This window comes from Mycobacterium sp. 1164966.3, assembly GCF_001665395.1.
Taxonomy (GTDB): Bacteria; Actinomycetota; Actinomycetes; order Mycobacteriales; family Mycobacteriaceae; genus Mycobacterium.
The window spans coordinates 343,222-364,996 of sequence record NZ_LZSG01000044.1; the positions used below are offsets into that span (position 1 = coordinate 343,222).

Here is a 21,775-nt window from a genome sequence, read left to right on the forward strand (position 1 = left end):
CGCGGCCGGGCCTGTCAAACAATTTCCACTCACGAGGCGAGTTCTTCCTGGTCAGCGGGGTGACCCAGGGCCATCAGGCCGGTTTCGTTTGGACGGCGATTTCCTGGGTATCTGCAAATCTCGGCGGGCTTGGCCGGCCCGGCGCGCAGGGGCGCTCGAAAGAGCTGCGAAAGGGGGTCCCCCACGATCACGATCGCTGTCATCGGAGCCAGCGGCACAGCCGGAACCCGCGTCGTTGCCAGGCTGAAGGGCCGCGATGTCGCCGTGGTCCGGATCGCCCGCGCGTTCGGCGTCGACCTGGTCAGCGGCGACGGCTTGACCGAGGCCCTGGAGGGTGTAGACGTCGTGATCGATGTCTCGAACCCGATGCCGGCCGACGGCCATTGCGACATTGTCGACACTGTCACGACGGCCACTCGCAACCTGCTCGGGTCGTGCGCCGCGCAGGGAGTCCAGCGTGTGGTTGCGCTGACCATCGCCTGCATCGAAGATCCCGCCTTCGACGAATTCCCTTACTACGTGGCCAAACGCGCGGCCAAGGAGATAACGCTGTCCAGTCCGGTCCCGGCGACCATGGTGTCGTCCACCCAGTGGTTCGAGTTCGCCACCAATCCGCTCGCAGTGACGTTCAACAAGCGCGACGTCCTCGTCGAGGACTGGCTGATTCAGCCCATTGCGGCCGATACCGTCGCCGACGTCTTGGTGGAGACAGCTCTGGGCCAGACGCATGCCCCACTGACCGTCACCGGTCCGCGCGATCTCCGGTTGCCGGAGCTGACGTCGAAAGTGCTCAGTCGCTATGGCGATGACCGCCGGGTACGCGCGGTGGAACCCGCCTTGCCCGCCTTCGGAGCGGGGGCACTGCGTGCTCCCGGCCACGCGATAGTCCTGGGCCCTGATCTGGACGGCTGGCTGGGCACGTTCCCACCGGACGGCGACGGGCACCGCGCCGCCCATGAGCGGGTGATCACGGAAACCACGTGATTTCACAATCGTTCTCGTAGGAAATTGTTGCCGGAACGTATAAGCACGCAAAATTCGGGTATCACGACCTACGTGAGTGGGGAAGCTACGCGCTCGGGTCAAACTGTGGTTGTCACCGGTGCCAGCGGCGGAATCGGGCGCGCTACGGCCAGAGCGTTCGGCGCACGCGGCGCACAGGTCGGCCTGGTCGCCCGGGGCGAGAAAGGGCTGGCCGCCGCGGCCAGCGAGATCGAGGCGGCCGGCGGCAAAGCCCTCGTGATACCTACCGACGTAGCCGATCCTGAGCACTGCGAAGCGGCCGCCGAGGAAGCCGAACGGGCGTTCGGGCCCATCGACGTATGGGTCAATGTCGCGTTCACTTCGGTCTTTTCGCCGTTCTGGGAGATCACCCCCGCGGAATTCCGCCGTGTCACCGAGGTGAGCTACCTCGGCTATGTGTACTCCACCATGGCGGCATTGCGACGAATGAAACCCCGGAACGCGGGCACCATCGTGCAGGTCGGCTCCGCGCTCGCCTACCGGGGAATTCCACTGCAAAGCGCGTACTGCGGTGCCAAGCACGCGATTCAGGGTTTCAACGAGGCCCTGCGATGCGAGTTGCTGCACGAGGGCAGCAAAGTTCGCGTCACCATGGTGCAGATGCCGGCGGTCAACACCCCGCAATTCTCCTGGGTGCTCTCGCGGCTGCCGCACCAGGCCCAGCCGGTTCCGCCGATCTACCAGCCCGAAATCGCCGCGCGCGCAGTGCTGTACGCCGCAGACCATCCCAGGCGGCGCGAGTATTGGGTGGGGGGCAGCACCGTTGGGACGTTGGCTGCCAACGCAATAGCCCCCGGCCTGCTCGATCGCTACCTCGCCCGAACCGGCTTCGACTCGCAACAGACCGAGGATCCGCGCCCTCTCGACCAGCCCGCCAACCTCTGGGAACCCGCCGACGGCAGTGCGGGTCGCGACTTCGGCGCGCACGGCATCTTCGACGACCAGTCCACCGGCCGCAGTGTCCAGCAGTGGGCCTCTCAGCATCACGGCCTGCTCGGTGGCGCCGGGGCGGCGGCCCTTGCCGCCGCGGCCGGGATGGCTGCGCGGCAGTTGCGACGATGGCGCCGTTGACTGCGCGCGCTCGCCGATCCAACGTGTAAACCGCTCAGCCTAGGAGGGAAATCAATGTCCAAACAAGAAGTCAGCGACTACCTGCTGGAGCGGTTGCGCGCCTGGGATGTCCAGCACGTCTTCGCCTATCCCGGTGACGGAATCAACGGCATCCTCGCCGCCTGGGGGCGGGCCGACAATCAGCCAATGTTCATCCAGTCACGCCATGAGGAGATGAGCGCGTTCGAAGCCGTCGGCTACGCGAAGTTCACCAACCGGGTCGGCGTGTGCATGGCTACGTCGGGACCCGGCGCGGTGCACCTGCTCAACGGTCTGTACGACGCCAAACTCGACCACGTGCCGGTAGTCGCCATCGTCGGGCAGACCAATCGCAGCGCCATGGGCGGGTCCTACCAGCAGGAGATCGACCTGATGAGCCTGTATAAGGACGTCGCCAGCGACTACGTCCAAATGGTCACCGTCCCAGAACAATTGCCCAACGTCCTGGACCGCGCCATCCGGGTGGCGCTGACCCAGCGCGCCCCGACTGCACTGATCATCCCGGCCGATGTCCAGGAGTTGCCGTACTCCGCTCCCACGCACGCCTTCAAGATGGTGCCGTCGAGCTTGGGCGTCGAATGGCCGGCCATCGCCCCCGACGACGCCGCCATCGCGCGCGCCGCGCAGGTTCTCAACGAGGGCAAGAAAGTCGCCATGCTGGTGGGTACCGGCGCGCGCGAAGCCCGGGACGAACTCGTCCAGGTTGCCGAGCTGCTGGGCGCCGGCGCCGCCAAGGCGCTCTTGGGCAAGGACGTGCTGTCCGACGAATTGCCTTGGGTCACCGGCTCGATCGGCCTGCTGGGCACCCGGCCGAGCTATGAGATGATGCGCGACTGCGACACCTTGCTGACCGTGGGATCCAGCTTTCCCTACACCCAGTTCCTGCCGGAGTTCGGGCAGTGCAAAGCGGTGCAGATCGACGTCGACGCGCGGATGATCGGGATGCGCTACCCGTACGCGATCAACGTGGTCGCCGATGCGAAGGCCGCACTGAAAGCCCTGATTCCCCATCTGCACCGCAAGGAAGACAGGTCATGGCGCGAGGGCATCCAGGCCAATGTGGCGCGCTGGTGGGAAACCATGGAGATGGAGGCGGGTGTCAGCGCCCACCCGGTCAACCCGCTGCGGTTGTTCTCCGAGTTGTCCCCCCAGCTGCCCGACAACGCGATCATCACCGCAGACTCCGGGTCGGCAGCCAACTGGTACGCGCGAATCTTGCGGTTCCGCGGCAATATTCGCGGTTCGCTGTCGGGGAACCTGGCGACCATGGGGCCCGGCGTGCCGTACGCGATCGGTGCGAAATTCGCTCACCCGCAACGGCCCGTCATCGCTTTCGCCGGAGACGGCGCCATGCAGATGAACGGCATGGCCGAGCTGATCACGATCAAACGGTACTGGCAGGAATGGGACGACCCGCGCCTGATCGTGGCCATCCTGCACAACAACGACCTGAACCAGGTCACCTGGGAGATGCGGGCCATGGCGGGGGCGCCGAAATTCGTGGAATCCCAAGCACTTCCGGATGTCGACTTCGCCGGGTTCGCCGCCGGCCTGGGCCTCAACGCGGTGTCCGTCAAGGATCCCGAGGAACTCGGCAATGCCTGGCGCGAGGCGTTGTCGGCGGACCGGCCGACCGTGCTGGACGTCTACACCGACCCCGACATGCCTCCGATCCCCCCGCACGCCACCTGGGAACAGTTCAAGGCGGCCACCGCCGCGGTGCTGGCCGGCGATGAGAACACGGCGGGCTTCGTCAAGGTGGGCCTGAAAACCAAGGCGCAGGAGTTCTTGCCGCACAAGAAGAAATAGCCGATCAGCGACGCTGGCCGTCGGCGCAGCGCAGGTCCTCGACGAACGACTTGTAGACCTCGTCGCGGTCGCCGCTGCGATCACGCAGCACCGCGGACGGGTGAACCGTAGCCACCACGACAGGCTCGGCCGGCAGTCGCACGTCGATGTCGGTGGGTAGCCGCATGGCCTCGCCGCGGTGGGCGGACACCCGAAATGCCGTCCCCAGCAACGATTGAGCGGCGGTGGCACCGAGGCACACGATCACCTCCGGTTGCACCGCCTCGATCTCGGCGATCAGCCAGGGCTGACACGCGACGACTTCGGTACGGCCCGGCTTCTGGTGGATCCGGCGTTTACCGCCTTTGCGAGTGAACTTGAAATGCTTGACCGCGTTGGTCTGATACGTCGACGCCGGATCAATTCCGGCATCGTCAAGCGCACGCGCGAGCAGGCGACCCGCAGGCCCGACGAAGGGCATGCCCGCGCGGTCTTCCTGATCGCCCGGCTGCTCGCCCACCAACATCATGGCCGCCCCGGCCTTTCCATGACCGAAGACCGTTTGCGTGGCGTTCTCGAAAAGCGGGCAACCCCGGCAAGATTCGGCCGCCGCCTGCAACGACTCCAGCGAATGATCTTCGGGAAGGTAGGTTTGCGCCCCGGGGGGCTTGGTCGTAGGCATGATCCGATGTCAGGCAGCGACGAAGCGGTCCTGCTCATCCGGAGGAAATTCTCCGCAGGACAGGTAGTAGCCCGGTGATGTCATGTCCCTGGGCATACCCCTGGCTGTCAACCCGAAACGGGTGTAGCAGCCCCCATCCAGGGGTACTGCATCCAGATAACGGCATCGCGAAAGGACGGTGAGATCGTGGGCGGTTGGCCGTGGCTGCTGCATCTGGGTACCTGCGGCGCAGTCATGGCGGCGAACGGGTGTGCTGCTCCCGGGGCGACGTTGGAAGCAGCCCCGGAGGTCATCACCTGGTCGGTCGGCACGTCGCTGCACAGCCCGGTCTGGTCATATCGCATGCACGCCCTCGTCGCGCTCACCGGAGATCACCGGGTGGCCGAGATCAGCCCCGCCGACCGTCCCGAACATGCCAGAACTAAGATTTCAGCCCCGCTGGCTGCCGGACGCAATTTGCAGATCAGCCAGAAGGACGACGGGATCGTGTTCGTGCCGCAGCCGGAGCGCGGCAGGGTGGCCAGCGTGGACCTGGAAAGTCTGCGGCAGGTCGACGATTTCGACGCCGGCCCGGCTCCCGCCTACCTTTCCGAAGACGCGGGCCTGCGCGTGTTGTTGGCGCTGTCCGCCGATGGAAAGTCGGTGACACCGGTTGATCAGTATGGGTTGCGCAAACTGCCGACCGCCAAAGTCAGCGGCGATCCCGCCGACACCATCGACGGCGCAAACCGGAGTCGCGACATCGACTACCACCTCTTCGGATCATCGGGTGTTCGGCACTACAAGGGTTCCTCGTCACCGCCGGAGGAACGTGGTTCACTGCGCATCGATGTTGCGGTCGCCGCGGGTGACGGCACCTCGGTGGGCCGCAGTTACGTTGCCGGACACGACGACAACGTGCTCTATGCTCTCGACGCGCGCCGCGGCGGACACGGGATGACAGTACTGGCCAGCACCCGCCTGCCGGCGCCGATTCGCGCGCTGGGAACCGATGACACCCGGATTTACGCGGCTACCGACCGCGAGTTGGTGGTCCTCGAGACCGCGAGTTTCACCGGCTTTCCGCAGCACACCATTCCAGTCGTCCGGGTCATCGACTATCGTGCGGCCCCGCCCGGTGGGGCGGTGAAAACCGCACGCGTGTCCGGTATGGCGATCGGGCCGCACCGTGTCTATCTCACACTGGCAGATACCGGCGATGTAGTCGGTGTCGCCAAATCCCGCTTATGAGCCCGACCAAACTTACGACGAGGCGCGAGGAGAAACCGATGAGTGTGACGCAGCACCGCACTGACGCGGAAAACACCGGGGTCGTCGACATCAACGCCGACGTCGAATTGCTCACCGAACAGATCAGGGCGCTCAAAGAGCTTGGCAGCCAGGGTCAGGTCAGCGAAGGCCAGCGCTACGACTTCAGTGTCCGATGGGGAACGATACAGGCCGGGCGGTTACGACGGCTGGTGCACTACAGCGCGTTGGACATGCTTACCGATGCGGATGAACGCAGATTTCAGGAACTGTGCATCGAATTGCGCTCGCTGTCCGGATTGATCGACCGGTTCCGGCTCGCTCAGCCGGTCTTCACCGAAGGGAACCCCGCCAAGGCTAAGCGCTACCGGGCGCCCCGGCAGTCCAGCTCTTGGCGCGGTAGTCCCCGTCGTCCAGAAAGTCCTTCTCCGGCAACCTGATTGCGGTTCTCGGCTTAGCACAATCCGGGTTGCGACAGGTAAGCGCGACCATGTAGGCGTCGAGATCCTCGTCGAGAAAAAGGAATCCAAGGTATAGCGCGCAGCCGACGTCGAATTCCGTTCCGCCACAGCATTCGCAGGAGCCGCCCTTCGCGGCAATGTGGCTCAGCACGCGTTCACGCGCGCCCTGGTCGAGCGGGACGAGTTCGGGACGCAACATGACATCGTCGGTGTGCCGAGCATAGGCGCTCATCTCAGATCTCCACGTCCTTGTCGTAGTGCACGTTGTCCTCTCGCCAACCGCCCAACCCGTATCCGATGCCGCGGTGGTCCTCGATGAACTCGATCTGGTTGATCCACTTGACCATTTTGAACCCCACCTGCGTCTCCACCCGCAGCCGTAATGGCGCACCGTGCTTGATTGGCAACGGCTTCCCGTTCATCTCGTAGGCCAGTATGGTTTGCGGCTTGTAGACAAGTTCGAGATCCATCACCTCGTAGAACTGCCCCTCCCCCTCCGCACTTGGTTCGTCACGGCCGGTGTCCTGCATGCTCAAACAGCACACGTACCGTGCCTGGGGCAGCGGGCCCACCAGCTCGGCGAGGCGCGCCAACGGCAGGCCCTTCCATTCGCCGATGCTCGACCAGCCCTGCACGCAGTTGTGCAGCACCCGTTGGCTTTCCGGTTCCGCCAGCGCCCGCAGCGCGGCCAGGTCCAAGGTCACCGGCCGTTCGACCAGTCCGCCGACTCGCAGCCGCCAGTCGACGAAGTTGTGTACCGCCATCACCTTGTACTCGTTCGAGCAGGGCGGCTTGCCGTTGACCCGATGTTCCTCCGACAGCATCTCTTTCGGATAGTCCTGTCGCGAGTTCAGTGGGCGTAGCAGGATGAGCCGCGCCCGCGTGACCACCGCGCCCAACACCCTGCGCACCTGCACGGGCCGGCGCAGACTCCACACCGTCGCCGCGATGTGGATGGCGACGATCGTGCCGATGATCACGAACGACAAGGCCGTCGCCCAATTGATGTTGCGAACGGAGCCGAAGATCATCGAGGCGGTGAGTTGCCCCCAGCCCCAGAAGAACACCATCGACAAGTGGATGACGATGAAGACCACGAACGCCATCAACCCGACGAAGTGGAGGCTGCGAGCACCTTGCCGCCCGCCGAATAACCGCACGTACCAAGGGAACCGGGCCTCGAACGCCGGTGACTGCGCCGCGCCGGTGAGGATCTGGAACGGCGCGAGCAGGAAGATGACACCGGCGTAGGTGAGCTTCTGGATCGCATCCAGCGGTTCGCCGGGTAGCAACGGCGGCAGATTGAACGACATGTAGGTGACGATGTCGTTGTACGCCTCATGGAAGATCGACCACGAATACGGCCAGTACCGGTGCCATTGGCCGGTCGCGAACAGCAGCACGTAGTAGGAAAAGCCCACCGCAATCCAGCCGATCACCGAGATGAAGTGCCAGTGCCGGCCCATGCCGAGCTTCTTGTGGCCGGGCAGGGAAACTATGGAGCTGTAGTCCTCTTCTTCGTCGAGTGTGTCGAAGAGTTTGTCGGTCGGCATCTGCTTGGTGGTGAAGCGTGCCCACTCAGTGCCGGGCTTGCTGTCTTCGCGCCAGTACAACTTCGGGTGAGTGGAGAGAATCTCAATGCCGCTGCGCAACAACAACGTCAGGAACAACACGTTGAGCCAGTGGTCGACGCGCAGCCACACCGGGTAGTCGAGCACTGTCATGTTCCGGGCAACCTGCGCCGAAAGCCCATCGGCGACAACCCGACTAGCATTGCTGTTGCGTACCCGCCAACGTCCGATCCAAACCGCGTGGCCGGCCGGTCTGGATTGATGTCCTCGCCATGGGCGTACCCGGTTGGCCATGGATCAGTCCCAAACTCCCCTGTTGGACGCGCTGGCCGAATACCACCGCAGCAACCGCTACGGCTTCACGCCGCCGGGGCATCGCCAGGGTATCGGTGTCGATGAGCGCGTCCTCGCCGTGTTGGGCAAGGAACCGTTTCGCAACGACATACTCGCCACTAACGGACTAGACGATCGGCTGAGTCGCGGAAAGTTTCTCGCGCGTGCCGAGGAACTGATGGCCGATGCCGTCGGCGCGGACACGGCGTTCTTTTCCACCTGCGGTAGCTCGCTTTCGGTGAAGGCCGCGATGATGGCGGTGGCGGGCGGTAAAGAGGGTGGTCTGCTCGTCGCCCGCGACAGCCACAAGTCGGTCGTGGCCGGCCTGATCTTCTCCGGGGTGCGGCCGGAGTGGATCGCGCCGCGCTGGGACTCCGAACGGCACTTCTCGCATCCGCCGTCGCCCGAACAGGTGGAGGCGGCGTGGGAGCAAAATCCCGATGCGGCCGGCGCTCTCATCGTCAGCCCGAGCCCGTACGGCACCTGCGCGGACATCGAGGGCATCGCCGAGGTCTGTCACGACCGCAACAAACCACTGATCGTCGATGAGGCATGGGGCGCACACCTTCCGTTCCACGAGGACCTGCCGACGTGGGCGATGGATGCGGGTGCCGACGTGTGCGTCGTCAGCGTCCACAAGATGGGCGCGGGGTTCGAACAGGGTTCGGTGTTCCATTTGCAGGGCGAGCTGGTGGACCCGGACCGGCTGTCGGCGTGCGCGGATCTGTTGATGACGACCAGCCCAAACGTCATGGTGTATACCGCACTTGACGGTTGGCGGCGCCAGATGGTGGAGCACGGACGCGAGCTGCTGACGGCGGAGCTGGAGCTGGCCGGCGAGGTGCGGGCCCGGCTTGCGGAGATCCCCGATCTGCGTGTGCTCGAGGACGAGCTGCTCGGCAAGGAGGCGTCCTGCGACCTCGACGTGACACAGGTCCTGATGGATGTCTCAGCTACTGGAACGTCGGGATACCAGGCCGCGGACTGGCTCCGCGAAAACTGCCAGCTCGATCTCGGCATGAGCGATCACCGGCGCATCCTGGCCACCATGTCCTTCGCCGACGACAAACGCACGGCGGACCGGCTGGTAGCCGCGATGACCCAATGGCGCAGTGCCGTAGAAGATTTCGACAAACCGCCGCAAATAAGACTGCTTTCCCCCGAGGAGTTGCAACTGGAAACCGTGCTCCTGCCCCGCGACGCGTTCTTCGGGCCGACCGAGATGGTGTCCGCGGCAAAGGCCGCGGGTCGCATTGCGGCCGAACAGATCACGCCCTATCCCCCGGGCATCCCGGCCGTCGTTCCGGGCGAGCGCCTGAACGACGCCGTGATCGAGTATCTGCGCTCCGGTGTCGAGGCGGGCATGTCCCTGCCTGACCCGGCCGATCAAAGCGTGCAGCACTTCCGCGTCGTCGCCTGATTCAGCCGAATTGCAGCAGCACCAAACAGACCACGACCATTCCGCCGGTGAGGAAGGCGGCGTAGTCATTGACGTTGCCGGTGTGTAATCGCCGCAGCCGGCCAAGCAGCCGGGAAACGCTGTCGGTCCGCACCGCCAGCACCAGGACCGCCAAACCCAGAACGAGTTCACCGGCGAAGAGGCCCAGAGTATGCGGGTCGACGTAGGCGAAGCTGACGCCAGCCCTGGGGAGGCTGACCGGTGCTCCTAGTGCTGCGGCCGGGTAGCCGGCCGGGTCGAGCAGCCCCGCCGCGGCGGGCCCGGCGACATGTGCGACGAACGGTCCGGCCAGCGCGCCGAATGCGACACAGCCGGCACTCAACACGGCCAGGCTGACCTTCATCCCCGCCCGGATGGGTTCGAAGCGTTCGTAGGCCTCGGTCCGGCGCCGGTAGAAGCCCAGGTAGGCGGCGCGCCCGAGGGCGGCGACGGTGAGCACCTGCGCGAGCAGTGCGGCGCCCAGTATCGGTTGCCCAGACAACCCCCCGTGGATGAGCCCGAGCGAGGCATACCCGTTGAACGGCGGCAAGCCCGCGATCGACAGCACGCCCACCGTGAAGGCCGCTGTCAGCAGCGGGCGCCGGCGGGCCAACCCGCCCATGTCGGCGAGTTTGGTCACGCCGGTGGAGTGCACAATCGCGCCGGCACACAGGAACATCAGCGCCTTGAACAGACCGTGATTGACCAGGTGATAGACGGCGCCCGCAACGCTGTCGGCGGTGCGGGCAGCGAATCCGGCTACCAGGACCCCGGTTTGGGAGACGGTGTCCCAGGCCAGCAATCGCTTGAGGTCGTCCTGGACCAGCGCCATCGCCGACCCCAGTAGCGCCGACGCCAAGCCGAGGCCCATCAGCAATACGGGCAGGGGCCGCACAGAGGTGAAGACCTGCAACGCGACGCGGCCCAGCGCGATCACCCCGAGGTCGACCATCAGCGCGGAGAACAGCGCCGAGACCGCACCCGGTACAGGGGTGTGGGCATCGGGAAGCCAGGCGTGAAAGGGCACCAGCCCGGCTTTGGTGGCAAAGCCCGCCACCAGGAAGGCCACCGCGAGCAGCGTTGCCCGCGACGTGCCCGAGACCATCGCGTGGTGCAGTTGCCCGAAGTTGAGCGCGCCGGTCATCGCGTAAAGCATCGCGCTGCCGACAAACACGGCGAACCCGGCGATGCTGGTGAGTACCAGGTTCTTGAATGCCGCCTCCAGTGCGATGGGTCGCTCCAGAAAGAATCCGGTAAGGCCGTAGCTGGCCAGGGCGGCCACCTCGAACCACACGAACAGGTTCACCGTGTCCGCGGTGAGCGCCGCGCCGACCAGGGCGGCCAGCAGCAGCTGCATCAGCCCGGCCAGGCCACCCAGTTCCTTGGGGCCCAGATGGCCCAGCTCGGAGAGCGCGCTGACGACCAGCAGAATGCCGACGCCGGTGGCCAGCAGGGCGAACGTGACACCGAAGGGGTCGGCCACCAGAGCGATGCCCAGGACGGTCTGCCCCACCGGGTGCTCGTTGGACAAGAAATGAGTCAACAGCCGGCCGGAACCGGCGAACACCTGTGCACCCACCACCAGCAGCAGGGTCAGCGACGCGCTCAGCACCAGCACCGCCACCAGCAAGGGCGCGCGGGCGGCCCGGCGGGCTGCCAGCGGGGCCAGCACCGCGCCCGCCAGCGGCAGCACCACCGGCAGGGGAAGCAACTGCGCGGCCGTCATGCCGGATCAACCTTGCAGCTCGGTCAGGTCGGCGGAATCGACGCTGCGGTAATGCTGGGCGGCCCGCACCACGACCGTCAGGAACACAGCGGTCACCGCCACACCGATAACCACCGCGGTGATGCAGAAGTTCTGCAGTACCGGGTCGGACACATTCCCGTTGACCAAGTCGTCCTGCCTGTGTCCCTCGGCCAGTCCCGCCAGCACCGGAGCCGTCGACCCGTTGCGGTAGGCCAGCGATACCAGCAGCAGATACGTCGAGGACTCCATCAGCGACAAACCCAGGACGATCTTGATCAGATTGCGCTGCGAGAGCACCGCGAACAAGGCCAGGCAGAACAACAGACCTGCGACGACGTAGTTCGCGACGATCACGACTGTTCCTCGTCGGGCGTCCAATCGTGGCCCATCCCCAGCAGCGCGAACACTGCGATCGTGATGCCGGTGGCAACTTCCAGCAATTCGGCAGCCGAAAACGCCTGCAGCGTGCCACCGGACCTGATTGTCTGCTGCGGTGCCAGCGGCAGCCAGTTGTCCATGAACGAGCCGGCTAACCACAGTCCGATCGCCCCGATCGCGATAATGGCTGCGGCACCGAGCATTTCGGCGACCTCCAGCACTTGCGGGCGTACTACCGCACGCATCGCCCGGTGCCCCAGCGCCGCGTAGAGCAGGATGACCACTCCGGCCAGGACCACACCTGCCGGGAAGCCGCCTCCGGGGGTGTAACCCCACGCGGCGAGGTAAATTCCGGCGACGGCCAGGACGACCGCCGCGACTCGTGCGCCGACGCGCACCACCACCGTCATCGCAACGGCTCGTTCGGGCGCAGCAGCGCCCAGCGGATCGTCGTCGGCGTGCACGGGCGCCGGGGCGTCCTCGCTCTCCTGCGCTTCGGCCTCACGCGCCTCCGACTCCTGGGCGTCGGCGCCTTCGTCGGGGTCGGCTTCGTCCTGCTCGACCCGCCCCGCGCTGGCCTCGCCGACATATTCCGAACGCGGTTCGCGGCCCCGCGACAGGACCAGGACCGCGACCACGGCCGCCAGCAACAGGAAGGTCTCGCCGAAGGTGTCGAACGCCCGGCTGCCGTACACCACCTCGCTGACCACCTCCGTCGTTCCCCAGCGCGGCAGGGCGATCGCCATTGCGTGTCTTGCGATGCCGGGCAAGGGATTTGCACCATTGGGCAGCCCAGTGATCGCGCTCAGCACGATTCCTGCGAACAACGCCATCAGCGGACAGGCCAGCCAGGGGCGATGCCAGCGCGGGCCGCGCGGCGAGTCAGCCATCGCGTCCGCCCGACCCGCCGGCCGTGTCGTCGAGGCTCTCGCCGAGATCACCGGTGTCGACGACGTCGGTACGAAGTTTGCCGATGGCGATCAGATAGAGCACCGGCTGCGCGATTGCGCCCACCACCACCGTGGCCAGCGCGACGTCCGGCGCGGCCAGCACGACGAACAAGCTACCCAGCACGGTGCCCATCGCCGAGAGCGCCATCACCGCGCCGGTGAGACTGCGCAGGAACACCACCAGGACCGCGCTGCCCAGGACCAGGCCCAGGCACATGTAGTCCAGCACCCAGAACGGTGTCATCGGCGGTTTCCGGACGGTGGCTCCAGCCGTCCGGGCTGGTCGGTGACGGCGCCGCGCCACATCGGCACGCCCGTCTTGTAGGCCGCCCGCACCAGGGCGTGCGAGGCGATCGGGTTGACCAACAGCAGCAGCAAAGCGACCAGCAGGGCGCGCGAGCCGTAGGCGGTGAAGGGGCCCTTGGCCAGTGCCAGCCCGGCCAGCAGGGGCAACGCACCGGCGGTGATGGTCTTCGACGAGCACTGGATGCGGGTGTACACGTCGGGCATGCGCAGGATGCCGATGGCCCCGCTGAGCGAGAAGAACACGCCCAGCACGCACAGCACGGCAACCACAATGGTCATAGCGGTCACAGCAGCCCCCGGTCCAGATATCGGGCCCACACCAGTGCGCCGAGGTAGCTGAACGAAGCCAGCCAGAGGGCGGCGTCGAGGTAGATGGTCCGGTCGGCGACGGCCGCGTAGAACAGCACCACCAGCGCGCATTGGGTCGAAATGGTGTTCAGCGCGACCACCCGATCCGACACCGAAGGCCCGCGCGCCAGGCGGACGAGCACGATGGCCGCCACCACCAGCGGCGCGATGCACGCTGCGGCCAGCACGTCGTTCATGTCGGTTTCCTCCCGTCTGACCGCGACACCGCGAGGACACGTCGTTCCAGCGGCGCGTTGACGGATTCACGCGCGGGCCCTTGGGGGACTGCCATCGCGTGATACTGCAGGCGGTGCCGGACGCGGTCGAGATCGACGAGTTGGTTGTCCACCACCAGCGAGGTCAGCACGCCCGTCGTGGCCAGCTCACCGTCGGAGCGCGCGTCGGTCGCGACGATGACCATCCCGGAGCGCAGCGGCCGGGACGGCGACAAGATGCGCCGGCTCAGCGTCAGATTTGCCGTCACAATGCGTCTCGCGCACTCTGCGACAAGCTTCACCAGCGCGACGATGCGCCGGGGCGGCAACGCGGCCCACGGCCCCACCACGGCGCCCAGCGGCGCGAACGCGATGCCGCACCCGACTGCCACTACCGCCCCGACCAGCAGGTCTTCCAGGGTGGCGGTCCAAGTGAGAAGGATCCATACGCCGTATGCCCAGGCCGTCAGCGCCGCCACGCGCTGCAAACGCTCCGCTATGCCCACCTGACGCCCACCTGCCACCAGCTCCACGCGCCGCCTTGTGTCGCGAAAGTGCAACTGTCAACCCATTTCCCGAGAGCGAGCGTGGGTAGTTGCACTTTCGCGGCGGCTCGTTGTCCCAGGTTCAGTCGCTCCACTGCTGCCGCTGCGGATAGGCGACATTGATGCCCACCAGCACCGACCCGTGCACTGCGATGAAAGCCGCCGCGAACGCAAGCGCAAACGTGACGGGTACGAAGTCCCATCGTCCGGTCAGCGCGGCCAGACCGGGCAGACTCACTATCCGGGTGCCGACGGCAACCCCGAGGAAGACAACCGAAAGTAGGTCACCGAAATACCAGCCGGCCTGTGCCACACCAGGATTCCTGCCAAACCCGATACTGCCGGCCACCGCCAGACAGCCGGCGATCATAACGACGGCATAAGCCACGAAATACCCGGGAAGCAGCGGCTCACTGGCCAAGATGTACCCATGGGCCGTCGCGATGCCCAACAGCAGCACCGCGCCCAACCCGGTCACCACCCTCGGAAGGTCGAACGCGACGTAACCGCCAAGGCTGAGTAATCGAAACAGGCGACTGCGATGCCAGCTCTCTGGCCACGTCTCGACGAGAAGGCCCACCGTGGCTAGGTACCCGGCGGCGCCCCGCTCAAACCAGCGCGAGCCGAGCCCCCGGGGCTACTCGAGCTGGTCGCGCAGGCGCTGCAAAGTGCTGGACAGGATGCGGGAGATCTGCATCTGCGAGCAGCCGATTCGCTGGGCGATCTGACTTTGGGTCATCGACTCGAAGAACCGCATCTGCAGAATTTCACGTTCGCGCTGCGGCAGCACGGCAACAAAGGCGCGTACCGCCTCACGGTTGGTGATGTGGTCGATCTGCGGGTCCAGCTCACCGACCGACTCAGCGACCATCCTGTCGTCGCCCGAGCTCGCGGCGCCCACGGGCGCATCGAGCGACTCGAGCCGATACGTCTCCCCCGCGACCAGGCATTCGACCACCTCCTCGCGCGAGATCCCGAGCATCTCTGATATCTCGCTGGCCGTCGGCGCTCGCCCCAGCCGCTGGATCAACGCCGGCGTGGCCTTGCCGATCTGGACGTGCAGTTCACGCAGCCGCCGCGGCACCCGCATGCTCCAGGTGTGGTCGCGGAAATGCCGCCTGACCTCGCCCATCATGGTGGGGACGGCGAACCCGATGAAGCTCGGCCCCTTGGCGGGATCGAACCGGTTGATGGCATTCATCAGGCCCACTCGCGCAACCTGAATCAAGTCGTCCAGATTTTCGCCGCGGCGTGCATAGCGGCGGGCCACGTGGTCCGCCAGGGGTAGGCATCGCACGACAATGCATTCGCGCTGCCGCGCATATTCGCGCGACTCGGGCGGCATCGCCCGAAGCGCCAGGAACATATCGACGACGTCGTCATAGGAATCCCCGGGCGATCGTGCGTCGGCCGGCCGCGCGGGCCGGGAAGGAGCGATTACGTCGTTGATCGGCGTAAGCGCCAGGTATTGCGTCACCGGCACACTTCCTGTAAGTCGTACGCAGCAGCCACCCCCGGAGGTGGACCTTGTGCAAGGTCCCTCACTGCACCGGGATCCGTCGGAACGGATCGGGCTATCTGCGGCGCACGGCCCACCGGGCTTGGGTGACCGGGAACGTTGACGCCGCAGCCACGCAGCCCGGCAACCGTGCGGCTACCGACCGCTTTGGGCTAAACGGCGAAGAGAGTCCAGGACGGACTTAATCGGTAAGTGTACGCCACGTCACATGAGGGCGCCCGCGAACGAGACCGCCGCGATCGAAACCGGGCCGCCCAAGTCGCGACTATTCTCGACGACATGCTTCCCACAATGCGGGGTCGAGGAGGACCACTCCGTGGGCAACCCACAAGATCCGTTCGGGCGCAACCCCTTTAGCTCCGAGCCCTTTGGCTACGATCCGTTTGGCGGCCGCCCGTACGGTGGGCCGCCGGAGGACTACCCCGAGCCGGTCGAACCGCCGGTGAACACGTTTGCGACGTTGTCGGTGGTGTTCGCGTTCCTGTTCGCACCCGCCGGGGCGATCCTGGGACATCTGGGCCTTGCACAGATCCGTCGTACCGGCGAGCGTGGCCGGGACCGGGCCGTGGTGGGGATGGCGCTGTCGTACGTGTTCATCACCCTTGCCGTGATCGCGCTGGTCGGTTGGGCCGCCGTCGCCGCCATCAAGTCGAACCAGCACGCAGCACCGAGCGCCGCCAGCGCCCCACCGCCTGAGCCGACGGTCGCGCCGGCCGACCTGGCCGGGTTGCTGCCCGGCCTGCCCGACGTCAAAAGAATCACCGGCGACCAAAACCTCGCGACCGGCAAAACCTGGGACCGTATCGCCAGCAACAGCCGAGAAGGTCACATCGACCGCCCCGAGTGCTGGGGAAGCATCGGCCCCGGCGACTCGGACGCGTATCAGGTCGAAGCCGTATTCGGTTACCGCGCAGCAGAATTCACCGACACCAGCAACGCAGCCAACTCCCAACAGGTGGTTGCGTCAGTGGCGGCGTTTCGTGAGCCGGCCGCGGCCGCAAAGCAGCTGACGCAGTTGCTCTCCGGATGGCGCCAATGCGGCGGCGAAGTGAAGGTGACCCTTCCGTCGGGTCAGATCCTGACGTTCTCGGTCGGTCCCCCAACTGACGCCGGCAACGGCATCACGACCATTGAAGTGGAGACCAAGGGCCTGCGGCGCTCGATCCGGGCCATCGCGGCGAAAGCCAACGTCGTCCTCGACGTGACCCTGTCCTTCGCCGCCACGGGCACCACCACTGAGCGCTCCAAGCCGGCGGTGGGGATCGCCAACTACGTTCTCGGCAAGATACCGGGCTGAACGGTAACGCTCGCCATAGCCGGCGACGGCAAACGACGACGACCAGAACGGCCGATAGTCCGACGTAGGACGCCGATCAGCGGTCCTCGCCGGCGGGCACGGCCTGCAGCACCACGGCGGTGTGGGCGTCGACGGTAAGCTTCCCGGCTGGGCCGAGTTCGTCCGCAGGCGGAGCCTCCGCGTCGCCGGTGTGTACCACGGCTCGCCATCCGCCACCGAATTCCTTTGGCGGAACTGTGAATTCGATCGACTCGGAATGAGCATTGAAGCACAGCAGGAAAGAGTCATCCAGCACCCGCTGGCCGCGCGGATCGCGGTCGAGGATGCCGTGGCCGTTGAGGAACACGGCAACCGATTTCGCGAAGCCCGTCCCCCAGTCCTCTTCGGTCATCTCCGTGCCGTCGGGGGCGAACCAGGCGATGTCGGGCAGGCCGTCCTGACCGCGCCGGCCCACCGGCTTGCCGCTGAAGAATCGGCGGCGGCGGAATACCGGGTGGTCGGCACGTAGTGCCGACACCGCCGCGGTGAACTCGAGCAGTCCGGCATCGGCCTTGTCCCAGTCGATCCAGGCGAGTTCGTTGTCCTGGCAGTAGCCGTTGTTGTTGCCGTTCTGGGTCCGGCCGAGCTCGTCGCCGTGACAGATCATCGGCACGCCCTGTGACAACAGCAGGGTGGTGATGAAGTTTCGCTGTTGACGCCCGCGCAGCTCGTTGACACCGGCGTCGTCGGTGGGCCCTTCGACTCCGCAGTTCCACGACCGGTTGTGGCTTTCGCCGTCGTTGTTGTCCTCGCCGTTGGCCTCGTTGTGCTTCTCGTTGTAGGAAACCAGGTCGCGCAGCGTGAATCCGTCATGGGCGGTCACGAAGTTGATGGAGGCCACCGGCCTACGACCGGTGTGCTCGTAGAGGTCGGCCGACCCGGTCAGCCGGTAGGCGAACTCGTCGAGTATCGCAGGCTCACCGCGCCAGAAGTCGCGTACGGTGTCGCGGTACTTGCCGTTCCACTCTGTCCACTGCGGCGGGAAGTTCCCCACCTGATATCCGCCGGGCCCGACGTCCCAGGGTTCGGCGATCAGCTTGACCTGGCTGACCGTCGGATCCTGTTGCACGAGTTCGAAGAACGTCGCCAACCGGTCGACGTCGTAGAACTCGCGCGCCAGTGTCGAGGCCAGGTCGAATCGGAAGCCGTCGACGTGCATCTCGGTCACCCAGTAGCGCAGCGAGTCCATGATCAACTGCAGCGCGTGCGGATGCCCGACATTAAGGCTGTTGCCGGTGCCGGTGTAGTCCATGTAGTAGCGCTTGTCGTCGTCGACGAGCCGGTAGTAGGCGGCGTTGTCGATACCGCGCATCGACAGCGTCGGGCCCAGGTGGTTGCCTTCGGCGGTGTGGTTGTAGACCACGTCGAGGATCACCTCGATGCCGGCCTCGTGCAGGGTGCGCACCATGGCCTTGAACTCCTGCACCTGGCCGCCTGCTGACGTGGCGCTGGAATATTTCGGGTCGGGAGCGAAGAACGAAATGGTGTTGTAGCCCCAGTAATTCGACAGATTCTTTTCGACCAGGGTGGAGTCGTTGGCAAAGTGGTGCACCGGCATCAGCTCGATCGCCGTGATGCCGATGCTCTTGAGGTGCTCGATGATCACCGGGTGGGCTACCGCGGCATATGTGCCGCGTATCTGTTCGGGGATATCGGGATGGGTCCTCGTCAGACCCTTGACATGGGCCTCGTAGACGACAGTGTCGGCGTACTCGTGGTTCGGCGGACGGTCGTTGGCCCAGTCGAAGTATGGGTTGATCACCACCGACTTGGGCATGCTGGCCGCGGAGTCGTCGTCGTTGCGGCTGTCGGGGTCACCGAACGTGTAGCTGAACAGCGACTGGTTCCAGTCGAACGTCCCGTCGATGGCCTTCGAATACGGGTCGAGCAGCAGCTTGTTTGGATTGCACCGCAGCCCAGCTTCGGGCTCGTACGGACCGTAGACGCGGTAGCCGTAGCGCTGGCCCGGCTCGATGGCCGGCACGAACCCGTGCCAGACGAAGCTGTCAACCTCGGGCAGCGGTATGCGGCTCTCGGTCCCGTCGGCGTCAAACAGGCAGAGCTCGACGCGTTCGGCCACTTCGCTGAACAACGCGAAATTGGTACCCGCGCCGTCGTACGTCGCACCCAATGGGTATGCCTTACCCGGCCACACTTCACCGCTGGGTGTGGGGGCGGGGTTGGCTGTGCTGGTCATGGCGCGTTCATACCCTACCGTGGGGCACGTCAAACCGCGCGCCGTGGTCGGCACCGGCTGCCCGATTCGCGAACAGCCCTGAACGCCACCACTTTTGGCCCGCGTAAAGGGCCAGAATTCACGGCTTCAGCATCACCTTCACCGCGCCGTCCTGCTTCTTCTGGAATATCTCGTAGGCATGCGGAGCCTCGTCGAGAGGCAGCACGTGGCTGGCGAAGGAGTCGACGCCCAGCGGATCGCCGTCGATGAGCAGCGGCATGATGTCGTCCACCCACCTCTTGACGTTGGCCTGCCCCATCCGCAAGGTGATCTGCTTGTCGAAGAGAGTGAGCATCGGCAGCGGATCGGCCATCCCGCCGTAGACCCCGGCCAACGATATCGTCCCGCCGCGGCGCACCACATCGATGGCGGAGTACAGCGCACTGAGCCGGTCCACGCCGGCGGTTTGCATCAACCGCTTGGCAAGCGCATCCGGCAATATGCCGGTGGCCTGCTGCGCCAGCCGGGCCGCCGGGGAGCCGTGCGCCTCCATCCCGACGGCGTCGATCACCGAGTCCGTGCCCCGCCCGTCGGTCAGATCCCGGATCTGCTCGCCCAGGGTGACGTCGAGGCGGCTCAGGTCGATGGTATGGATGCCGCGCTGCGCGGCGCGGGCGAGCCGCTCGGGCACCAGGTCGACGGCGAACACCCGGTAGCCGAGGTGGTCGGCGATGCGAGCGGCCATGTCGCCGATCGGGCCGAGGCCGAGCACGGTCACCGAGCCGCCCGGTGGGATGTCGGCGTAGGCTACTGCCTGCCAGGCCGTCGGTAGCACGTCAGACAAGTAGACGAACCGCGAATCCGGCTGTACGACAGGGACTTTGATGTGGGTGAACTGGGCTTGCGGGACGCGCAGCAATTCGGCCTGCCCACCGGGGACTTCACCATAGAGCTCCGAATAGCCGAAGAGCGCGGCTCCCATCCCCTGGTCGCGGACCTGAGTGGTTTCACATTGGGTATAGAGCTGCTTGCCGCACATGTGACAGTTGCCGCACGAGATCTGGAAGGGGATGACGACCCGGTCGCCGACGCGCAGGTCGCCTACGTCTTTGCCGACCTCGCGGACAACTCCCATGGCCTCATGACCGAGGATGTCCCCCGGTTTCATGAAGGCGCCGAGCACTTCGTACAGGTGAAGGTCCGACCCGCAGATATTCGTCGAGGTGACTTCGATGATGGCGTCGCTGGGCTGCTCGATCCGCGGGTCGGGGACCGTGTCAACGCGCACGTCACGCTTGCCGTGCCAGGTAACAGCTTTCATGTGGACTCCTGCTTAGACGCTTTGGCACATACCCTCGTGTCGGCCTCCGAAACGGTTGATCTGGTTCATCCCGGGTAAGACTTGGTGGTGACCGAAGCCGGACTGATCATCATGGGCAGCGGGCCGGCCGGTGTGGCCGCCGCAGCGTCGTTCCGCGAACACAATCCGCAAACGCCGGTGCGGATGATGAGTGCCGACATCGACGTGCCCTACGCACGGCCGCCGTTGAGCAAGGAGTACTTGCGTGGCCAGACCGACGACGTCGCCCTGCATCCCGCGTCCTGGTTCGGTGATCAGGGGATTGAGCTCATCCTCGGTGCGCCGGTCGACCGCATGGACCTCAGCACGCGGACCGTTTACGCCGGCGACCAGCGCCATCCGTATGACGTCCTGATTGTGGCGTGCGGTGCAGCGCCCGCGGCCCCGCGGGTGCCGGGCGGCCAACACGCCCTGCTGCTGCGCTCGCTGGCCGACGCGGCGGCGCTCCGTGATGCCGCCGAAACCGCAAGCTCCGCCGTGGTGATCGGCTCCGGTTTTATCGGCTGCGAGGCGGCCGCGTCACTGGCACTGCGTGGTTTGGCTGTGACTTTGATTGCCCCAGAAGAACTTCCGCAAGAGAAGCGGCTTGGCCGTCAGGCCGCCGGACGGCTGCGCGACCTGGTCACCGAAACCGGCGCGCGCCACGTCGGCGGGGTCGCGGTCGAGGAAATCACTGACACGGGGGTACGACTGGACAACGGTGTAGCCGTCGACGGCGAGCTTGTGCTCGCCGCGACCGGAGTCGCGCCACAGAGTCGCATCGCCGCCGAAGCCGGTCTGCAGCTCCGTGACTCCCGAGTTGTCGTAGGCGCCGACATGAGTACCTCGACGCCCGGCGTATATGCCGCTGGTGACGTCGCGCTGGCATGGCACGAGGTGGCCGGCCGCCACCTGGCCATCGAACACTGGCAGGACGCGACCGACCAGGGCGCGGTGGCTGGGGCCTGTGCGGCAGGCCAACGCGCGAAGTGGGCTGAAATACCGGGGTTTTGGACTTCGATCGGTGATGCCACAGTGAAGTACCATGCCTGGGGCGATGGCTACGAGCGCAGCCGCATGCTCGAGCATCCCGATGGTTTCACCGTTTGGTATGAATCCGAAAATGCAGTGGTCGGCGTCCTCACTTACAACGCCGACGATGACTACGACCTGGGCGAGCAGTTGATTGCCGAGAGTCGCCCTGCACCGGTTTAATCTGCCGCCATGGCGGGCAACCGGCCGTCGTGGAAACCGTTAATTCC

21 protein-coding genes are annotated in these 21,775 nt (G+C 65.8%); 8 read left to right on the top strand and 13 right to left on the bottom strand.

The window, feature by feature from the left end:
- Positions 1-186: 186 nt before the first annotated feature.
- The 3 genes from A9W99_RS17390 to A9W99_RS17400 all read left to right on the top strand — a co-directional run bounded on the left by A9W99_RS17390 (position 187) and on the right by A9W99_RS17400 (position 3,942).
- Positions 187-984: an SDR family oxidoreductase gene (locus tag A9W99_RS17390; protein WP_067380932.1), complete on the top strand. Its 798-nt coding sequence runs from the start codon at positions 187-189 to the stop codon at positions 982-984.
- 72 nt (positions 985-1,056) lie between these two features.
- Positions 1,057-2,094 carry an SDR family oxidoreductase gene (locus A9W99_RS17395; protein ID WP_256389952.1) on the top strand — a complete coding sequence of 346 codons (1,038 nt, stop codon included), beginning with the start codon at positions 1,057-1,059 and terminating at the stop codon, positions 2,092-2,094.
- Between the two features lie 54 nt (positions 2,095-2,148).
- Complete coding sequence (locus A9W99_RS17400; protein WP_067380535.1) at positions 2,149-3,942, top strand: thiamine pyrophosphate-requiring protein; 1,794 nt, start codon at positions 2,149-2,151, stop codon at positions 3,940-3,942.
- A gap of 4 nt (positions 3,943-3,946) precedes the next feature.
- On the opposite strand, the gene A9W99_RS17405 is transcribed toward A9W99_RS17400, so the two are convergent.
- The gene (locus A9W99_RS17405; RefSeq protein ID WP_067380538.1) at positions 3,947-4,603 is read right to left on the bottom strand and encodes a UdgX family uracil-DNA binding protein; all 657 of its coding nucleotides are present in this window, start codon (positions 4,601-4,603) and stop codon (positions 3,947-3,949) included.
- A gap of 234 nt (positions 4,604-4,837) precedes the next feature.
- Here A9W99_RS17405 and A9W99_RS17410 point away from each other — a divergent pair, with 234 nt between their 5' ends.
- Together A9W99_RS17410 and A9W99_RS17415 are read left to right on the top strand one after the other, a co-directional pair.
- Positions 4,838-5,833, top strand: coding sequence for a hypothetical protein (locus A9W99_RS17410; protein ID WP_082930070.1), 996 nt, complete (start codon positions 4,838-4,840; stop codon positions 5,831-5,833).
- A 38-nt stretch (positions 5,834-5,871) separates the two neighbouring features.
- Positions 5,872-6,291, top strand: coding sequence for a hypothetical protein (locus A9W99_RS17415; protein WP_067380935.1), 420 nt, complete (start codon positions 5,872-5,874; stop codon positions 6,289-6,291).
- Positions 6,292-6,545: 254 nt separating this feature from the next.
- Here the strand turns inward: A9W99_RS17415 and A9W99_RS17420 are convergent, their stop codons facing one another.
- Positions 6,546-8,036, bottom strand: a complete 1,491-nt coding sequence (locus A9W99_RS17420; RefSeq protein WP_067380541.1) for a molybdopterin-dependent oxidoreductase — start codon at positions 8,034-8,036, stop codon at positions 6,546-6,548.
- Between the two features lie 139 nt (positions 8,037-8,175).
- Between A9W99_RS17420 and A9W99_RS17425 the strand changes: the two genes are divergently transcribed.
- Positions 8,176-9,636, top strand: coding sequence for an aminotransferase class I/II-fold pyridoxal phosphate-dependent enzyme (locus A9W99_RS17425; RefSeq protein WP_067380544.1), 1,461 nt, complete (start codon positions 8,176-8,178; stop codon positions 9,634-9,636).
- A gap of 1 nt (position 9,637) precedes the next feature.
- Here the strand turns inward: A9W99_RS17425 and A9W99_RS17430 are convergent, their stop codons facing one another.
- The 9 genes from A9W99_RS17430 to A9W99_RS17470 form a co-directional block, all read right to left on the bottom strand.
- The gene (locus tag A9W99_RS17430; protein WP_067380547.1) at positions 9,638-11,380 is read right to left on the bottom strand and encodes a complex I subunit 5 family protein; all 1,743 of its coding nucleotides are present in this window, start codon (positions 11,378-11,380) and stop codon (positions 9,638-9,640) included.
- Positions 11,381-11,386: 6 nt separating this feature from the next.
- On the bottom strand, positions 11,387-11,755 hold the full coding sequence (locus tag A9W99_RS17435) for a sodium:proton antiporter (RefSeq protein WP_067380550.1): 369 nt from the start codon (positions 11,753-11,755) through the stop codon (positions 11,387-11,389).
- A complete protein-coding gene (locus A9W99_RS17440; RefSeq protein ID WP_067380553.1) occupies positions 11,752-12,669 on the bottom strand; it encodes an MnhB domain-containing protein in 918 nt (305 codons plus the stop codon). Before A9W99_RS17440 ends, A9W99_RS17435 begins: the two co-directional genes overlap by 4 nt.
- Positions 12,662-12,973 carry a DUF4040 domain-containing protein gene (locus A9W99_RS17445; protein WP_067380556.1) on the bottom strand — a complete coding sequence of 104 codons (312 nt, stop codon included), beginning with the start codon at positions 12,971-12,973 and terminating at the stop codon, positions 12,662-12,664. Before A9W99_RS17445 ends, A9W99_RS17440 begins: the two co-directional genes overlap by 8 nt.
- Positions 12,970-13,314 carry a monovalent cation/H(+) antiporter subunit G gene (gene mnhG, locus A9W99_RS17450; RefSeq protein ID WP_253869951.1) on the bottom strand — a complete coding sequence of 115 codons (345 nt, stop codon included), beginning with the start codon at positions 13,312-13,314 and terminating at the stop codon, positions 12,970-12,972. Before mnhG ends, A9W99_RS17445 begins: the two co-directional genes overlap by 4 nt.
- Positions 13,315-13,319: 5 nt before the next feature.
- Positions 13,320-13,580, bottom strand: a complete 261-nt coding sequence (locus A9W99_RS17455; RefSeq protein ID WP_067380558.1) for a monovalent cation/H+ antiporter complex subunit F — start codon at positions 13,578-13,580, stop codon at positions 13,320-13,322.
- Positions 13,577-14,131 (bottom strand): Na+/H+ antiporter subunit E, encoded by a 555-nt coding sequence (locus tag A9W99_RS17460; RefSeq protein WP_253869955.1) that lies wholly within the window; start codon positions 14,129-14,131, stop codon positions 13,577-13,579. Before A9W99_RS17460 ends, A9W99_RS17455 begins: the two co-directional genes overlap by 4 nt.
- A gap of 94 nt (positions 14,132-14,225) precedes the next feature.
- Entirely contained in the window at positions 14,226-14,723 is a 498-nt protein-coding gene (locus A9W99_RS17465) for an oxidoreductase (RefSeq protein ID WP_067380561.1), read from the bottom strand.
- Between the two features lie 57 nt (positions 14,724-14,780).
- Positions 14,781-15,593, bottom strand: coding sequence for a SigB/SigF/SigG family RNA polymerase sigma factor (locus A9W99_RS17470; protein ID WP_067380943.1), 813 nt, complete (start codon positions 15,591-15,593; stop codon positions 14,781-14,783).
- A gap of 385 nt (positions 15,594-15,978) precedes the next feature.
- Here A9W99_RS17470 and A9W99_RS17475 point away from each other — a divergent pair, with 385 nt between their 5' ends.
- Entirely contained in the window at positions 15,979-16,959 is a 981-nt protein-coding gene (locus tag A9W99_RS17475; protein WP_067380945.1) for a sensor domain-containing protein, read from the top strand.
- A 76-nt stretch (positions 16,960-17,035) separates the two neighbouring features.
- Here A9W99_RS17475 and glgX read toward each other — a convergent pair whose 3' ends face one another.
- Together glgX and A9W99_RS17485 are read right to left on the bottom strand one after the other, a co-directional pair.
- Positions 17,036-19,195 carry a glycogen debranching protein GlgX gene (glgX, locus tag A9W99_RS17480; protein ID WP_067380564.1) on the bottom strand — a complete coding sequence of 720 codons (2,160 nt, stop codon included), beginning with the start codon at positions 19,193-19,195 and terminating at the stop codon, positions 17,036-17,038.
- A 118-nt stretch (positions 19,196-19,313) separates the two neighbouring features.
- Positions 19,314-20,495: a zinc-dependent alcohol dehydrogenase gene (locus A9W99_RS17485; RefSeq protein WP_067380566.1), complete on the bottom strand. Its 1,182-nt coding sequence runs from the start codon at positions 20,493-20,495 to the stop codon at positions 19,314-19,316.
- A gap of 87 nt (positions 20,496-20,582) precedes the next feature.
- Between A9W99_RS17485 and A9W99_RS17490 the strand changes: the two genes are divergently transcribed.
- Positions 20,583-21,728 carry an NAD(P)/FAD-dependent oxidoreductase gene (locus A9W99_RS17490; RefSeq protein WP_253869958.1) on the top strand — a complete coding sequence of 382 codons (1,146 nt, stop codon included), beginning with the start codon at positions 20,583-20,585 and terminating at the stop codon, positions 21,726-21,728.
- Positions 21,729-21,775: the final 47 nt, after the last annotated feature.

Coding starts and splice junctions, on each gene's coding strand:
- A9W99_RS17400 (WP_067380535.1), top strand. CDS start 2,149: ATGTCCAAACAAGAAGTCAGCGACTACCTGCTGGAGCGGTTGCGCGCC.
- A9W99_RS17405 (WP_067380538.1), bottom strand. CDS start 4,603: ATGCCTACGACCAAGCCCCCCGGGGCGCAAACCTACCTTCCCGAAGAT.
- A9W99_RS17410 (WP_082930070.1), top strand. CDS start 4,838: ATGGCGGCGAACGGGTGTGCTGCTCCCGGGGCGACGTTGGAAGCAGCC.
- A9W99_RS17415 (WP_067380935.1), top strand. CDS start 5,872: ATGAGTGTGACGCAGCACCGCACTGACGCGGAAAACACCGGGGTCGTC.
- A9W99_RS17420 (WP_067380541.1), bottom strand. CDS start 8,036: ATGACAGTGCTCGACTACCCGGTGTGGCTGCGCGTCGACCACTGGCTC.
- A9W99_RS17425 (WP_067380544.1), top strand. CDS start 8,176: ATGGATCAGTCCCAAACTCCCCTGTTGGACGCGCTGGCCGAATACCAC.
- A9W99_RS17430 (WP_067380547.1), bottom strand. CDS start 11,380: ATGACGGCCGCGCAGTTGCTTCCCCTGCCGGTGGTGCTGCCGCTGGCG.
- A9W99_RS17440 (WP_067380553.1), bottom strand. CDS start 12,669: ATGGCTGACTCGCCGCGCGGCCCGCGCTGGCATCGCCCCTGGCTGGCC.
- A9W99_RS17445 (WP_067380556.1), bottom strand. CDS start 12,973: ATGACACCGTTCTGGGTGCTGGACTACATGTGCCTGGGCCTGGTCCTG.
- mnhG (WP_253869951.1), bottom strand. CDS start 13,314: ATGACCATTGTGGTTGCCGTGCTGTGCGTGCTGGGCGTGTTCTTCTCG.
- A9W99_RS17455 (WP_067380558.1), bottom strand. CDS start 13,580: ATGAACGACGTGCTGGCCGCAGCGTGCATCGCGCCGCTGGTGGTGGCG.
- glgX (WP_067380564.1), bottom strand. CDS start 19,195: ATGACCAGCACAGCCAACCCCGCCCCCACACCCAGCGGTGAAGTGTGG.
- A9W99_RS17485 (WP_067380566.1), bottom strand. CDS start 20,495: ATGAAAGCTGTTACCTGGCACGGCAAGCGTGACGTGCGCGTTGACACG.